General features: G+C 73.3%; 3 protein-coding genes. 2 read left to right on the forward strand and 1 reads right to left on the reverse strand.

The annotated features are described in order from the left end of the window. Positions 1 to 1,334 precede the first annotated feature (1,334 nt). The gene (locus BST15_RS22125; RefSeq protein ID WP_165757125.1) at positions 1,335 to 13,622 is read left to right on the forward strand and encodes a beta strand repeat-containing protein; all 12,288 of its coding nucleotides are present in this window, start codon (positions 1,335 to 1,337) and stop codon (positions 13,620 to 13,622) included. A gap of 121 nt (positions 13,623 to 13,743) precedes the next feature. Here the strand turns inward: BST15_RS22125 and BST15_RS12905 are convergent, their stop codons facing one another. Then, the gene (locus BST15_RS12905) at positions 13,744 to 14,154 is read right to left on the reverse strand and encodes a GtrA family protein (protein ID WP_046191504.1); all 411 of its coding nucleotides are present in this window, start codon (positions 14,152 to 14,154) and stop codon (positions 13,744 to 13,746) included. 317 nt (positions 14,155 to 14,471) lie between these two features. Between BST15_RS12905 and BST15_RS23085 the strand changes: the two genes are divergently transcribed. After that, on the forward strand, positions 14,472 to 16,850 hold the full coding sequence (locus BST15_RS23085; protein WP_109560232.1) for a PE family protein: 2,379 nt from the start codon (positions 14,472 to 14,474) through the stop codon (positions 16,848 to 16,850). Positions 16,851 to 16,971 lie beyond the last annotated feature (121 nt).

The raw sequence follows: 16,971 nt of genomic DNA on the forward strand, positions 1-16,971 counted from the left end.
GCCGCCGTCGTCAATATCTGTAGCTAAGGGGCACGTGCCATGTCTCGTTACCGTCAGGGTGTTCAAAAGAGCCGTCGCAGCAACCGGGTGTTCGGTGCCGGAACTGCGGTGAGCGCGTTTCTTGCGTTCGGGTTGGGGCCGCTCGCGGCCGCGCCCGCGGCGCACGCCGATTTTGACGATCTGTTGTTCGACCTACTGGGTGCCGACCTGGGCAACGCCGTTGCCGATCTGGGCGCCAACTGGGGTGACCAGGCTGCCTGGGCGGTGGTGCTGGACTCGGCCAGTTGGTCGCCCTTCTTCGACGCTCTCGGTAGCCAGGCGACCTGGGATGCGGTCCTGGCCGATCTCAACCTGGCCGGTATCGGGGCTTCCGCACTGGATCTGCCGGGCTCCGCGGATGCCTCGTTCAACTGGGCCGACATCAACTGGCTTCGCCCGTTCGGCGGCTACCTCGATGGCGACGGTGGCGCCGGCGGTGCCGCCGGGCTGTTCGCCTGGTTCAGCCACGGCGGCGCCGGCGGTAACGGCGGTGACGCGGCCACCGCCGGCGGCGTCGGCGGGACCGGTGGCCTCGGTGGCGACGCCGCGCTGTGGGGTCTGTTCAGCACGGCGGGCGTGGGCGGCCAAGGCGGCGACGGCCTGGCCGGTGCGGCAGGTTTGGTCGGCAGCTTCGCCAACGGCGGCGACGGCAATGGCGGCAACGGCGGCAATGGTGGAGCCGGCGGCAATGGTGGCGCCGGTGGCCGAGGTTCGTATCTGTTGTTCGGCGCCGGCGGTAAGGGTGGCGCGGCCGGCAGTGGTGGTGCCGGCGGCGCCGGCGGCCAGGGCGCGGCCGGGGCCGATGGCACTAGTTCGAACATCGATGGCACCGGTGGTGGCAATGGTGGCCTAGGCGGCAATGGTGGTGCGGCCGGCGTGGCCGGTGCCGGTGGCGCGGGCGGCTGGCTCACCCCCAATGCTGCTGCGGGCGCGGCCGGTGCCCAGGGTGTCGGCGGTGTGGGTGGCAATGCCGGTGGCGGTGGTGACGGCCTTGACGGTGCCGACGGCGCCGACGGGACCTCAACCCATGTCGATGGTTTCGCCGGTGAGTCCGGTGGTGCCGGTGGCAATGCCGGACTTGCCGGTGCCGGTGGTCAAGGCGCTGGCGGTCAGGCCGCCAGCGGAGCGGTCGCTTCCGCGGGCAAGGGCGGCAGCGGTGGCGCCGGCGGCACGGGTTATGACGCGGCGACCGACGCCACCGCGGCGGCCGGTACCGCCGGCGGCAATGGCGGTGCTGGCTCGGCAATGCGGGCCTGGGTGGCCTCGAGGCCGATGGCTCCCACGCGGACTCCGGCGTGGCCGGTGCTGGTGGCGCCGGTGGCGACGGTAAAGACGGTGCCGCGGGTGCTGCGGGCACCGCGCTGGACCCCGATGGCACGGCCGGTGGTGCCGGCGGTGCCGGCGGTAACGGCGGGCAAGGCGGTCTGGAGGCCGATGGCAGCACGCGTGCTGTCGATGGTGTCGGTGGTGATGGTGGTGCCGGCGGTAAGGGCGGCGCCGGGTATGACGCGGTGGCAGCGGGTGCCGCGGCCGGCACCTCGGGCGGCAGTGGTGGTGTGGGTGGCGACGGCGGTGTCGGTGGCACCGGTTCCACCGCGGGAGTTCATGGCGCCGGTGGCATCGGCGGCAAGGGTGGATCGGGAACCGATGGTGCTGATGGTGGCGCGGGGTCGGCCGGTACTGCGGGCGACCCCGACGGCGGGGTCGGTGGCAACGGCGGCAATGGCGGCAACGCCGGTGTCGGCGGTGCCGGCGGCAACTCCGGCAACGGCAACCATGCCGCCAGCGGCAGCAATGGTGTGGCCGGTAAGGGCGGCAACGGTGGTGTCGGCGGTGCCGGCTATGACGCCGCTTCCGACAACGGGGCGGCCTCGGGGACCGCGGGCGGCAACGGTGGCGCGGGTGGCAACGCCGGCGTGGGTGGGGTGCAGGCCAACGGTTCTCGGGCGGCATCTGGTGCGGCCGGCGTCGGCGGCGACGGTGGTTCCGGTACCGATGGCCAAAACGGTGTCGCGGGCACCCAGTCCAACCCGGATGGCACGGCGGGGCAGGCCGGTGGCGCCGGCGGCAATGGTGGCCAAGGCGGCCTGAACACCGACAACACGCGCGCCACCGACGGCGACGGCGGCAACGGTGGTGCCGGCGGTAAGGGTGGCGCCGGCTACGAGGGCCTGGACGGGGCCACCGCGGGTGCGGCCGGTGAGAACGGCGGCAATGGTGGTGCCGGTGGTGCCGGCGGTGTCGGCGGAACCGGTACCAATGCGGGACTGCACGGCGTCGGCGGCGTCGGCGGCAACGGTGGCTCCGGTGGTGACGGTGCCACCGGTGGCAACGGTGCGGCGGGCACGGCCACGCATGTGGATGGCACAGCGGGTCAGACCGGCGGTGCCGGTGGCAACGCAGGCAAGGGCGGCGCCGGCGGCGACAGCGGCGGCGGCAACACCGCCGCGAGCGGCAGCAATGGTTTGGCGGGAGTCGGCGGCAAGGGTGGCGTCGGCGGCGCTGGTTTTGCCGGTGTCAACGGGACCACCGGACACGTCGACGGCACCAACGGTGGCGCCGGTGGTGCCGGCGGCGACGGTGGCCAGGGCGGTCTGCAGGTCGACGGGGTGACCCGCGCAGCTCAGGGTGACGGTGGCGCGGGTGGTGCCGGCGGCAAGGGCGGCAGCGGACTTGACGGTGTGGCCGGAGTGGCGGCAGGCGCCAGTGGCACCAACGGCGGTGCCGGCGGCAACGGTGGCGCCGGCGGTGTCGGCGGCCAGGGCACCAACAACGGTGCGGCCGGTCTCGGCGGAGTCGGTGGCAACGGCGGCAACGGTGGCGCGGGTGCCGCGGGCGCGGCCGGTAACGACGGCACGGTCAGCAATGTGGATGGCACCGCCGGTGGTAACGGTGGTGCGGGCGGTAACGCGGGCAAGGCCGGTACCGGCGGCCTCAGCGGTTCGGGTGTGCAGGCCGCGGCCGGTACCAATGGCGCCGCGGGCGTCGGTGGCGCCGGTGGCCAGGGTGGCAAGGGCTTTGCCGGGGCTGATTCGGCCAGTGCGGGTGCTTCGGGTGCCAATGGTGGTGCTGGTGGTGCTGGTGGCAATGGCGGTCTGGGTGGTCTGCAGGTCGATGGCAGCACGCGGGCTACCACGGGTGTGGGTGGCAATGGTGGTGCCGGCGGCTCTGGTGGTGCGGGCTACACCGGTAAGGCCGGTACGGACGCGTCGGTGGCGGGTGCCACCGGTGGTGCGGGTGAGTCGGGCACCAATGGTGGTAACGGTGGTGCTGGTGGCGCCGCGGGCACGGGTTCGGTTGCGGGCCAGCAGGGTGTCGGCGGTAAGGGTGGCGCCGGTGGTTCCGGTGGTGCCGGCGGCAAGGGTGCTGCGGGCTCAGCGGGCACGGCGTCGAATGTCGACGGTGGTGCCGGCGGTGCCGGTGGTGTCGGTGGTAACGCGGGCAAGGGCGGTACCGGTGGTGCGGGCTTTGGTGGTCCGGCCGCCAATGGCACTGCGGGCACCGCGGGTGTCGGTGGTGCGGGAGCTGCGGGCGGTGCGGGCTTTGCCGGGGCTGATTCGACCAGTGCGGGTGCTTCGGGTGCCAATGGTGGTGCTGGTGGTGCTGGTGGCAATGGCGGCCTGGGTGGTCTGCAGGTCGATGGCAGCACGCGGGCCGCTCAGGGCGACGGTGGTGCCGGTGGCGTCGGCGGCAAGGGTGGTGCGGGGTACAACGCGGTGACCGCGGGCGCACCGGCGGGTACCTCGGGCACCAATGGTGGCGTGGGCGGTAACGGCGGCGTCGGCGGCAGCGGCACCAATGCCGGGGCCCACGGTGCCGGTGGTGTCGGCGGTAATGGTGGCTCGGGAACCGACGGCGCCAACGGCGTGGCCGGCACCACGGGCACCGCTGAGGATCGGACCGGTACGGCCGGCGGCAATGGTGGCAAGGGCGGTAACGCCGGCGCCGGTGGCGCGGGCGGTTCCTCCGGCGGCGGCAACTTCGCCGCCTCGGGCACCAACGGCACGGCGGGTAAGGGCGGCAACGGCGGTGCCGGTGGCGCTGGCTACGACGCCGCATCGGATGTGACTGCCGCGGCGGGCACCTCCGGTGGCAATGGTGGTGTGGGTGGTAACGCCGGGCTCGGCGGTCAGCAGGTCGGCGGCGGGCGCGCCGCGGACGGCACGGCAGGCGTCGGCGGCAATGGTGGCGACGGCAAGACCGGCGCGGCGGGAACCGCCGGCACGGCGGCCGACCCCGACGGCACCGCCGGCGGCACGGGTGGCGCCGGTGGTAACGGCGGCGTAGGTGGTCTGCAGGCCGATGGCAGCACGCATGCCGCGACCGGCACGGGCGGCGACGGCGGTGCCGGCGGTAAGGGTGGTGCCGGCTATGACGCGGCCTCGGACAGCGGTGCCGCGGCGGGCACGTCCGGCGGCACGGGTGGTGCCGGCGGCAACGGTGGTGTCGGTGGCACCGGTTCGGTGGCCGGCGTGGATGGTGCCGGTGGCGTGGGTGGCAACGGAGGTAGCGGTTCAGACGGTGCCAACGGTTCGATTGGCCAGGCGGGCACGGCATCTGAGCCCGACGGTGGTTCCGGTGGCAACGGCGGCAACGGTGGTAACGCCGGTGCCGGTGGCGCCGGTGGTCTGGCCGGCGGGACTGGAGCTCAGGCGGCCGGCGGCTTGAACGGTGGCGCCGGTAAGGGCGGCAACGGTGGCGCCGGTGGCGCGGGCTATGACGCCGCTTCGGATTCCGGGGCCGCTGCGGGCACGTCCGGTGGCAATGGTGGTATCGGTGGTAACGCCGGGCTCGGCGGTCAGCTGGTCGGAGGCGGCCGTGGAGACGACGGCACCGCGGGCGTCGGCGGCAATGGTGGCGACGGCAAGACCGGCGCGGCGGGCACCGCAGGTACTGCGGGTGACCCCGACGGCACGGCCGGCGGCCAGGGTGGTTCCGGTGGTAACGGCGGCGTGGGTGGTCTGCAGGTCGATGGCAGTACGCATGCCGCGACCGGCACGGGCGGCGATGGTGGTGCCGGCGGTAAGGGTGGCGCCGGGTATGACGCGGCCTCGGACAGCGGTGCTGCTGCGGGCACGTCCGGTGGCAAGGGTGGTGCTGGCGGCAACGGTGGTGCCGGTGGTGCCGGCTATGACGCCGCGAGCGATGCGACGGCGGCGGCGGGCACGTCCGGCGGTCAGGGCGGTGTCGGTGGTAACGCCGGGCACGGTGGCCAGCTGGTCGGAGGCGGCCATGGGGACGACGGCGCGGCCGGTGTCGGTGGCAATGGTGGCGACGGCAAGACCGGTGCCACGGGTTCGGACAGTTCCACCGCGGGTGTTGACGGCGGAAACGGTGGTACCGGTGGCGCCGGCGGTAACGGCGGCCTCGGCGGTTTCGAGGTCAACGGCACCGATCGCGCCAACTCCGGCAACGGTGGTGCCGGTGGTGCCGGCGGTGCGGGTGGCGACGGCTACAGCGGACAAAGCAGTACCACCGCTGGAGTGGACGGAGAGAGCGGAACCAGCGGCGGCCTCGGTGGCGACGGTGGTCAGGGCGGCTCCGGCTTCGTCGCCGGCGCCGGCGGTTCGGGCGGCCTCGGCGGTGACGGCGGCAACGCCGGTGACGGCTACACCGCAGAGGTCGGCAGCGGCAACTCGGGTACCGACGGCGGCAATGCCGGAACCGGTGGTGCCGGTGGCAAGGGTGGTGAGGGTGGCGCCAGTGCCACCGGAACCGCGGGCAACGGCGGCAACGCCGGCAGCGGTGGCAACGCCGGTACCGCCGGCAACGGTGGCGACGGCGCCGGTGGTAGCGGCGGTAACACCGCTGGATCCGGTGGCAAGGGCGGCAACGGCGCTGACGGCGGCGCGGCGGGCAGCATCGGCCTTGCCGGTGCGGGTGCAGGCGGCAGCAATGGTGCCGCTGGCACTGCCGGAGCTGACAGCGACGGCGGCAACGGTGGTGCCGGTGCCGATGGTTCGGGATTTGCCGCTGACGGCGTGACGGGCCAGGCCGGCGGCCAAGGTGGCGCGGGTGGAACCGGTGGCGCGCACAACAACGGCGGCACCGGCGGAACCGGCGGTGCGGGTGCTGAAGGTGCGGCTGGGACCAGTGGCGTCGGGGCAGGTGCTTCGGCAACCACCGCGGGTGGCACGGGTGGCGCCGGTGGCGCTGGTGGTGCGGGCGGTGACGGCGGCGCGGTCTCCGGTGTCAGCGGCAATGGCGGCGAGGGTGGCGCCGGCGGTAAGGGCGGTGCTGGCGGCAGCGGTGTCGACGGTGCTGCGGGCATAGACAACTCCGGCAACACCGGTGTGGCCGGCGGTAAGGGCGGCAACGCCGGTAATGCCACCGTCGGCGGCAACGGCGGCGCTGGTGGCGCCGGAGGTGCGGCAGGGGCTGCCGGCGGTGGCGGCTCCGGAAGCCACGGTGCCGGTGGTGAAGGCGGTGCCGGAGGCACCGGCGGTAACGCGGGCAACGGCGGCAACGGCGGTGACGGTGGCGATGGCGATGGCGCCTCCAGCATCGCGGCTGGCAAGGGCGGCGACGGCGGAACCGGCGGCCTGGTCGGCAGGGGTGGTTTCGGTGGTGCCGGTGGTGACAACGGTGACGGCACCAATGCTGCGTCGGGTTCGCAGGGCGCGGTCGGCCTCGGTGGCGACGGCGGCAACGGTGGTGACGGTGGCGATGGTGTCGGCCAACTCCCCGACGGCACCGGCCAGGCAGGTGCGGCCGGTGGTAACGGCGGCGACACCGCGCTGTTCGGCCAGAACATCTACAACAACCCCTTGAAGCCCGCGGGCAACGGCGGCATCGGCGGCAACGGCGGCGCCGGTGCAGCCGGCGCCGACAACGCAGCCGGTGACGGTTTCGCCGGTGGTGCCGGTGGCGCTGGTGGTAACGGCGGTAATGGCGGCTACCAGAACGGCCACGGTGGCAACACCACCGGTGCCGGTGGTGCCGGCGGTAAGGGTGGCACCGGCGGTGAGGGCGGCGCGGCCACTGGCGTGACCGGAAATGGTGGCGACGGTGGTGCCGGTGGTGCCGGCGGCATCGGCGGTTGGGCGGGCAGCGCTGAGAACCCGGGCTCCCTCTCCGACGGCTACGACCACACCGTGGTCGGTGGCAACGCCGGCAATGGCGGCGAAGGCGGCATTGGTGGTGCCGGCGGCGAGTCGAATGCCGGCACCGGCGGTGTCGGTGGTGCCGGTGGCGACGGCGGTGAAGCCGGCCGCGGCGGCTGGGGCTCGCTACAGGGCACTGACGGCGGCAACGGCGGCGTAGGCGGTAACGGCGGTAACGGCGGCGAGGGTGGTGCCGGCGTGATCGGTGGCGCCGGTGGTGCCGCCGGCGACGGTGGCACTGGTGGCACTGGCGGCCACGGCGGGTATGGCTCGACCGGCTTCGACGCCGGCGACGGCGGACTGGGCGGTGCCGCCGGTAACGGTGGCGTCGGTGGCGCCGGCGGGCAAGGTGTTGACGCAGCCAGTGGTGGTGTCGGCGGTGCCGGCGGCAACGGTGGCCTCGGTGGCCGCGGCGGTACGGCCGGCAACCCGGGATCGGTGGCGGGCGCACCCGGTCGCGACGGCGGTATCGGAGGCGTAGCAGGCAACGGCGGTAACGCGGGTGCCGGTGGCGCCGGTGCCGGCGACGCTGCAGACGGTGCCAACGGCCACGGCGGCGACGGTGGCCTCGGTGGCCGCGGCGGCCAGGCGGCCGCGGGCGCGGGAACCGACGCCAACGGCAACGGCTACGACGGCGGCAACGGTGGCGCCGGCGGTGCCGGTGGTGCGGGCGGTCAGGGCATCGGCGGTGTCGGCGGCGGGAACGGTGGTCGGGGCGGCCAGGGCGGCCAGGGCCTCAACGGTGCCGGGGGCGCCAGCGCGCCGGCCGGCAGCGGCCTCGACGGCGGAAAGGGCGGTAACGGCGGCGACGGCGGTGCCGCCGGCCAGGGCGGTACCGGTACCGATGGCGGTCAGGACGGCACGGTGGGTGCCGGAGGTTGGGCCGGCAGCGGTGGCGCGGGCGGTAAGGGCGCCGATGGCACCGCGACCGCTGACGCCGGCAACGGTGGCGCCGGCGGTAACGGCGGCGCGGCAGGAGCTGGAAACAACGTCAACCCGGACGCCTCGGACTACAACCCCGGCAAGGCCGGCAACGGTGGTGTCGGTGGTGCCGGCGGCAACCAGGGTGCTGGTACCGCGGCAGGCAACGGCGGCGCCGGCGGAAACGGTGGCAACGCCACCGGCGGCGCGGCCGGCATCGGTGGCACCGGTGGCGCAGGTGGCACCGGATCCACCAGTAACGGCGGCAGTGGTGGCGCCGGTGGTAACGGCGGCGACGCCGGTCCGACCCCCAGCGGCACCGGCCCCGGCGTCAACGGGATTGCCGGTGGAGCGGGCGGTGCGGGTGGTGCCGGCGGTAACGGTATCGGCGGCGGCACCGGTGGTAAGGGCGGCACCGGTGGCGCCGGCAGCGACGGCACCAACGGTGCCGACGCGGTCACCCCGGGTGCGACGGGCGGCAACGGCGGAAACGCCGGAGCCGGTGGCACCGGCGGTGCGGGTGGCAAGGGCGGCACGGGCCTGTCCGGCAGTGCCGGTGGTCAGGGCGGTAACGGTGGCACCGGCGGTACCGGGGGTAAGGGCGGTGACGGCGGCGACGGTGCCGACGGCGGCACCGGTCTGTTGGCCGGCAACGGCGGTAACGGCGGTAACGGCGGCACCGGTCTTGGTGGGGCAGCGGGCGCCGGCGGCACCGGTGGCACCACGGGAACAAGCGGGACTGTCGGCGCCGCAGGCACCGGCGGTGCCGGTGGCAACGGTGGCGACGGTGGCGACGCCTCGGGCCTGATTGGAGGCATTCCGCAGTCCGGCGGTAGCGGTGGCAACGGCGGTAACGGTGGCACTGGCGCCAGTGGCGGTACCGGCGGCGTCGGTGGCACCGGTGCGGCGGTCGGCGCCGGCGCGTTCGGCGGTGACGGCGGCATAGGCGGCCTGGGCTACCAGGGATCCGGCGACATCGGCTACGGCGGTGGTGGCGGCGGTGGTGGCGGCGGTGCCTACGTGGGTGGCACCGGATCCACCAGCGGCTCTACGGTGACCGGTGGTAAGGGCGGCGACGGCGCGAACGGCACCGTCAGCGGCCCCGGGGCTCCCGGGCTGACCGGTGGTGTCGCCACCCTGGTCATCGACGGCACCGTGGAAAACGTGGAGATCACGGGCGGTAATGCCACGGCGGACTACGCGGGCGGCGCGGCTAACGTCATTGTCGACGCGACCAGCACCATCACCGGCGGCAGCATCACCGGCGGTAACGCCGGCAGCGGTGGCGCGGGCGGCGATGCCACCCTGGCCGCGACCAACGGGGCCGAGATCATCGGCAGCTCCGTCACCGGCGGTAATGGCGGCGACAGCTATGCGGGCGGTGCGGCTGTCATCAACGCTGACGGCGCAGGCGTCACCGTCACCGACGTGACGCTCGTGGGCGGCAACGCCGGTAACGGCGGCGAGGGTGGCAGCGCCACCGTGAACGCCGACAGCGGCGCCTCCGTCGCCGGCACACAGGTCACCGGCGGTAACGGCGGAGACGGTGGCGCCGGCGGGTCGGCAACGGTGTACGCCACCGACGGCAGCACCGTCGAAGACAGTTCGGCGACCGGTGGTAACGCCTCGGCCACCGCGGCCGGTGGCGACGCATCGATCACCGCTGACTCGGGCAGCACCGTCACCAACAGCCACGTCGAAGGCGGCAACGGCGGCGGCAACGGCGGCGGTGGGGGCGAGGACTTTGCCCGCGGCATGTTCTCCCTCTTCTCGATCGAGAGTGTTGACGGCACCGATGGCGTCGGTGGGACGGCCACCATCTCCGCCACCAACGGCGGTGTGGTCACCGACGCCTACGCCTACGGCGGTGCCGGCGGAATCGGCACCGACGGTGGGGTCGGTGGAGCCGGCGGCGCGGCCGTCGTGTCCGCCGACGGGACCGGCAGCACCGCAACCGGCAGCGCCTACGGCGGCGCGGGCGGCGCCGGTACGGGTGGTACCGGTGGCGCGGGCGGACGAGGCGCTGTTGAGGCGACGGGTGAGAACAGCTCGGCCAGCGGTACCGGCACCGGCGGTAACGGCGGCGACGGCATCGACGGTGGCCAGGGTGGCGCCGGGGCCGAGGGTTCGACCAATTCCACCGCATATGGCAGCGCCACGGGCGACAGCTTCGGCGGCAACGGCGGAACGGCGACCGGCGAGAACAGTGTCGGCGGTGACGGCAGTGGCGGCTGGGTTCAGGCCGGCTACGGCGGTCCGGTAGGCGGCATCGCGACCGGTGACGCCACCGGCGGTGACGGCGGGTCTGCGAGCGGTGGCGGTACGGGCGGCAACGGCGGCATGGCCGTCGTGCTGAGCAACGGGGTCGGTGCGGAAGCACACGGCAGCGCGTTCGGCGCCAGGGGCGGCGACGGTGTCGATGGCGGCGTCGGCGGCGACTCCCGGACTGCCGGCACCGGCCAGGTGGCCGCGACCGCCGATGGGTCCTATGCCTCGGGTACGGGCAAGGGCGGCGACGCCGGCGATGGTATCGGCGTCGGCAACACCGGCGGTGGCGGCAGCACCGGCTGGCTGCAGGCCTCCGGCGTGGACAGCAAGGTCACCGGGACCGCGACTGGCGGCGCGGGCGGCGACGGTCACGACGGCCTCGTGGGTGCCGGCGGCGGCCGGGGTTCCCTGCAGGCAATTGGTGAGGGCGCACAGATCCTCAACAGTCACGCCCACGGAGGTGACGGCGGTGCCGGCTACGTCACCTCTGCGGCGTCGGGCGGCACGGCCAACTTCCTCGTCTATGACGATGCGACCGTCAGCAACGTCACGGCCACCGGTGGCAACGGCACCGACGGCTTTGCCGGCGGTTTGGTCAAGGTTGAGGTCCATGGCAGCGGAAGCTCCGTCGCGGACACCACCCTTGCGGGTGGAAAGGCCGGCCTCGGCGGTGCTGGTGGCAGTGCCACGGTGACGGCTACGGCCGGCGGCAGCGTCGAGGACAGCAGTCTGATCGGCGGGGCTGCCGGTTCCGGGACCAGCGGCGGCGCGGGCGGTAACGCCACCGTGAGTGCCAGCAACGGCGCTTCGGTCACCAATGGCGACGCCGCAGGCGGTACCGGCGGTGCGGGCACCGACGGTGGAGTCGGCGGCGCGGGTGGCGCGGGCAGGATTACTGCAGACGGCCCCACCAGCACCATTACCGACGGTGCGGCTACCGGTGGTAACGGCGGTACGGCCGACGGCGCTGGCAGCGTCGGCGGCGCCGGTTCCGACGCCGACGCCGCGGCTGTTCTTGGCGGCACCGTGACAAACGGGTCCGCGACCGGCGGCGACGGTGGTAGCGCAACAGACGGCGGCGTCGGCGGCGCCGGTGGCTACTCCGCCGTCACGGCCGGGGTCGAGGGCGGCACCGGCGGCACCACCTCCGGTACCGGCCAGGGCGGCAACGGCGGCTCCGCCGACGGCGCCGGCAGCATCGGCGGCAAGGGCGGCAGCGGCAACATCCAGTCCGGCTTTGTCCGCACCGGTATCGGCGGCAACGACGGCTCGGCCAGCGGAACCGCGACCGGCGGCAACGGTGGTGACGCCACCGGAGGCGGCAAGGGCGGTACCGGCGCCACCGGCAGCGTGGTCGCCGGCGGAACCGGTGCGGTGGCCAGCGGCACCGCGAGCGGCGGTAACGGCGGTGCCGGCCTCGAAGGCGGCACCGGCGGTAATGGCAGCGCCGGCCAGGTGGGTGCCTTTGCAGCCGGGGCACTGGCCAGTGGTGACGCATCCAGCGGCAACGGTGGGGACGGCACGGGCGCCGGAAGCGTGGGCGGCAACGGCACCATCGGCAACATCCAGGCGTTCGGGCTGAACAGCCAGGCGTCGGGCACCGCGACCGGTGGCGACGGCGGCGCGGCCAGCGACGGTGGCCGCGGTGGCACCGGCGGTCAGGGCCGGATCGTGGCCAACGCCGACGGCAGCATCGCTACCGGAAGCACGGCCACGGCCGGCGACGGCGGCTCCGGACTCGGCGGCGTCAACGCCTCGGGCGCCCTGGGCGGCCAGGCCTACGTCTTCGCGGGCACCCTGGGTGACGCCGTCAGCGGCGGCAACATCACCGGCAGCACCGCGATCGGCGGAGACGCCAGCAGCTCTGTCAACGGCGGCATCGGCCAGGTCGAAGCCATCAACGGGACCATCACCAACAGCTCTGCGACCGGCAGTGACGGCGGTGCAGGTGGCCTGGGCGGCTATGCCACGGTCAGCGCCACCGATGGGGGTTCCATCTCCGGCAGCCACGCGGTCGCCGGCCAGAACGGGCTGACCGCCGTCGGCGGCAATGCGACGGTGTCGGCCGACGGCACTGGTAGCACCGTCTCCGGCAGCACCGCCACCGGTGGTAACGCCGGGGTCGGCACCACCGGAGGTATCGGCGGTGCTGGTGGCGCGGCAAACGTGCAGACCACCAACGGTGCAGGTATCTCCAACACCACCATTTCCGGCGGTGCGGGCGGTGCCGCCACCAACGGTGGTACCGGCGGCGTGGGCGGTTTCGGTGAGGCCAAGGCAAATGGCGTCGGCAGCACGATCACCGGTACCGGCACCGCCGGTGCCGGCGGTGCCGGGAACAACGGAACGGGCGGTGCCGGCGGCGGTGGCTTCCTGGTCGTCGACGATGCCGGCGGCACGATCGGTGGCGGCAATACAGCGATCGCAATCGGCGGCTCTGGAGGTGCCGGTACCGATGGCGGCGTCGGCGGCAACGGCTGGTTCGGCGAACTCGAGGCCAACGGCGCAGGAGGCCTCTCCTACGGCACCGCCACCGGAGGCAGCGGCGGTAACGCCACCGGTGTCGGCAGTGTCGGCGGTGTCGGCGCCACCGGCATCATTCAAAGCGCTCGTCCCGAGGGCGGCGGAGTCGGTGGCACCGCACACGGCACCGCCACCGGCGGCAACGGTGGCGACGCCACCGGCGGCGGCAAGGGCGGCGCCGGGGACCGCGGCAGCATCCTGGCCGGTGGAACTGGGGCCGAGTCCTCCGGTATCGCCCAAGGCGGCAACGGCGGCGACGCGAGTGCTGCCGGCGCCACCGGCGGTAAGGGCGGCTCGGCCAACTTGAGCGCCTTCAACGCGACAGCCGATGGCACGTTGACCGCCGGCGACGGCGGTGCCGGCCTGGGCGGTGACGGCGGGCTCGGCGGCCGCGCGTGGCTGCAGGCGACCTATCCGGGCACCTCGATCACGGCGAGCACCGCAACCGGCGGTACCGGCGGTGACGGTGGCCTCAACGGTGCGGGCGGCGCCAAGGGCGGTGCCGGTGGGGCAGGCGGTTGGGGCAACGTCCAACTGCAAGGCCCTTCCCCCACATCGGTCACCGGCAGCGCCGGCGTCGGCGGCAACGGCGGTAACGGTGGCGACGGTGGCCCGGGCGTCGGCGACGGTGCCGGCGGCAAGGGTGGCAGTGGCGGAATCGGCGGCTTCAACGGCCAGTCCGGCACCGGTGGTGACGGTGGTGATGGTGGTGTCGGCCAGCCCGGCGGTGTCACCGGTACTGCCGGCACCAATGGGGCTAACAACTGATAGCTACCCGCACCTAGGCGAGGATGCCCCGCACACGCAAGGTGTGCGGGGCATCCTCGTCTTCTGGCTCAGGCCAGATCCCTAGCCGCAATGCGCCGGCATTCGCCGCGACTACGGCCGCTCAGCGTGTCCGGAAGATCAGCGTGCGCTGCACCACGAAGTTGATCACCGTCGCGGTGCCCTGGGCGATCACGAACGCCACCGGCAGCGCCCACCGCTGGTAATCCAGCAACGCCAGGCAGGCATGGTTGATCCCCACCTGCACCCCGAACGTCAGCGCGTAGAGCGCCATCACCGCGACGAATCGGCCGGCGTGGGCCGAGGACTGGAAGGTCCACCTGCGGTTGATCAGGTAGGCGGTGGTGGTGCCCGCGACGAAGCTGCACGCCTTGGCCGCGTCGACGGGCATTCCGGCGCCCAGATAGAGCACCAAGTACAGCCCGAAGTCCACCACCGCAGACAGGGCGCCAGTGATCAGGAAACGCCACACCTGGGTCGACAGGCGCAACGGAGTGTTGGGCGTTTGGTCCACCCGGGCAGCTTAAGCACGCCCGTGTCCGCCGCCGCGAACCAGTTACGGGAAGCCTGCGCGGTACTAATAAAAATCACAGTGAAGTCGGCCGGGCGAGATTGCGCCAGGCTGGCGGGTGGCAGGCCGGTGGTGCAGCAAACTTCCTGGTCCGGGCGCGGACCACCAGTTCAAACGCCGGCCATCCACCCGGCCGCGAGCCTTCTCAGGAAATTAACGAAATTGCTTGGAAACCGCTCACAGGTTCTGTTACCTTAACGACGGCTAAGTTAATTACGCCGCCGTCAACCGTGAACAGTCAAACGATCTGAGGGGAATCTATGTCTGACCGCTTCGCCGGCAAGGGCAACAAGCGCAAGATCAACCGTTTCGTCGGGGCCACCAGCGCTGTGGGCGCTTTTCTTGCCGTGAGCATGACGCCGCTGACCGCGGCGCCGGCGAGTGCTGACCTCGAGGACCTCGACTTCGGCGACCTGTTCAGCTGGATGGTGCCAGCCTCTTCGGACTCGTCGTCGTTTGACTGGAGCAGCTTCGCCACGCTGTTCGACGCCGACCTGCCCGGCTCGGCCGCGGTCAGCCCGATCGACAGCCTCAACGCCTTGGTGGCCAACACCCTCAACGCTGTCATCTACCAGCCGATCTACACCATCAACCAGTTCCTGATCAACGACCTGGGTCTGCAGATCAACGGTGTCTTCGACAACGGCGACAACGCCTTCGTCAGCATCAACGGTGACGGTGACCTGGTCTACAACGCGGCGACCAACGGTGGCTTCCTGTTCGGTGACGGTGGCACGGGTGCGTTCGTCAACGCCGACGGTGAGGTGCTCGGTGCCGGTGGCACGGTGCTGCTCGACGGCGACGACAACGTGGTGACGCTGGCCGGTATCGAAAACGGCCTCTACTCGTTCGCATCGACTGACTTCAACCTCAACGGCGCCAACGCCGGCCTGATCGGCAACGGTGGCGACGGCGGCAGCTTCTTCGGCCTCGGTGGTGACGGTGGCGCCGGTGGCTTCTTGATGGGCAACGGTGGCGCCGGCGGTCAGGGCGGCATCGGTGACATCGGCCTCGTCGGCTTCGCCGGTGGCGACGGTGGCGACGGTGGCTTCTTCCTCGGTAACGGCGGCGTCGGCGGTATCGGTGGTACCGGCGGCACCGGCGCGGCTGGCACGGATGGCACCGCGAATGCGGCCGCGACCGCGGGCCTCGCCGCCGGCAACGGCGGTGCGGGTGGCAACGGTGGTGTGGCCGGCCTGTTCGGCAACTCCGGTGCCGGTGGCGCCGGCGGCGTCGGTGGTACCGGCGGTGCCGGTGGTGCTGGCGTCGCGGGTGCCGACAGCCTTGACGGCAACGGCGGCAACGGCGCTGTCGGTGGCGCGGCAGGTGCGGGTGGCATTGGCGGCAACGGCGGTGCCGGTGGCTTCTTCGGTGTGCACACCACGGGTGCCGCGGGTAACGGCGGCGCTGGCGGCGTCGGTGGTGCAGGTGGCGCCGGTGGCGAAGGTGTGACGGGCCTGGCCGGTACCTTCGCCGACGACGGCGACGGTAACGGCGGTACCGGCGGCAACGGCGGCAACGGCGCAATCGGCGGTGCGGGTGGCGTCGGTGGCGCGGCCGGTGTCGGTTCTGTGCCCGGTGTGGTGGGTGTTGACGGCAACGGCGGCGTCGGTGGTGCCGGCGGCAACGGTGGAGACGGCGGCGTCGGCGCCGTCGGCCTGGCCGATGCAGACGGTGGCAACGGCGGCCTCGGCGGTAACGGTGGTGCCGGTGCGGCCGGTGGCGCCGCTGGTGGCGCAACCGGTAACGCCGGTGCCGCGGGCGTCGACGGCAATGGTGGCGATGGCGGCGCCGGTGGAAACGGCTTTGCCGGCCCGGCCGGCGAAGACGGCGAGACCGATGGCGCTGATGGCACCGACGGTGTCGCCGGTGGCAATGCGGGCAACGGTGGCGGTGGCGGTCAGGGCGGCGGCCAGGCCGGCAACGGCGGTAACGGCGGCGTCGGTGGCGTCGGCGGTGCCGGTGGTGCCGGTGGTGCCGGCGCAGCCGGGTCGGAGGGCTCCGGTGGCAACGGTGGCAATGGTGCAGCCGGTGGCCAGGGCGGTGTCGGCGGCGCAGCCGGTGCCGGTGCCGTAGACGGTAACGACGGCAACGTCGGTGCTGACGGCAACGGCGGCGTTGGCGGTGCCGGTGGGGCTGGCGGCGACGGGACGGACGGCACTGACGGTGAGACCGACGGCGCTGAAGGTGGGGCTGGCGTTGCAGGCGGCAACGGCGGTACCGGTGGCGCCGGTGGTGAGAGCGGCGGTGCGACCGGTCTCGGCGGCGACGGCGGTGCCGGTGGCAACGCCGGTGCCGGCGGCAACGGCGGCAACGGTGCGGACGGCGCCGAGGGCGACATTGGTGAGCCCGGTGGCGACGGCGGCAACGGTGGCAACGGTGCCGGAGGCGGCGTCGGCGGTGCCGGCGGCACTGCCGGGACCGGCGGGACTGACGGTGTCGACGGCAACGGTGGCAGCGGTGGCAACGGCGGCGACGGCGGCAACGGAGCCGACGGCTTTGGAGCCCCGGGTGGTGTCGGCGGCACGGGCGGCACGGGTGCCGGTGGCGGCGCCGCCGGTGGCGGAACCGGTACGCCGGGTACAAACGGTGGCAACGGCCAGAACGGCGCCAACGGTCAGCAGATCGGTCTGCCGTAGTAGTTCGGAAACTGCAAAAGAAACGCCCCGCACATTTGTGCGGGGCGTTTCTTTTGTGACGGCAGCACTGTGCGGGCGAGCCGTGACCGTGCAATGCGAAATCTAGGAGCGCCCAGAATGT

Source organism: Mycolicibacter arupensis (assembly GCF_002086515.1).
Lineage (GTDB): Bacteria > Actinomycetota > Actinomycetes > Mycobacteriales > Mycobacteriaceae > Mycobacterium > Mycobacterium arupense.

Bases quoted from the DNA above. Each gene is read 5' to 3' on its own strand.
- BST15_RS23085 (WP_109560232.1), top strand. From the start codon at position 14,472: ATGTCTGACCGCTTCGCCGGCAAGGGCAACAAGCGCAAGATCAACCGT.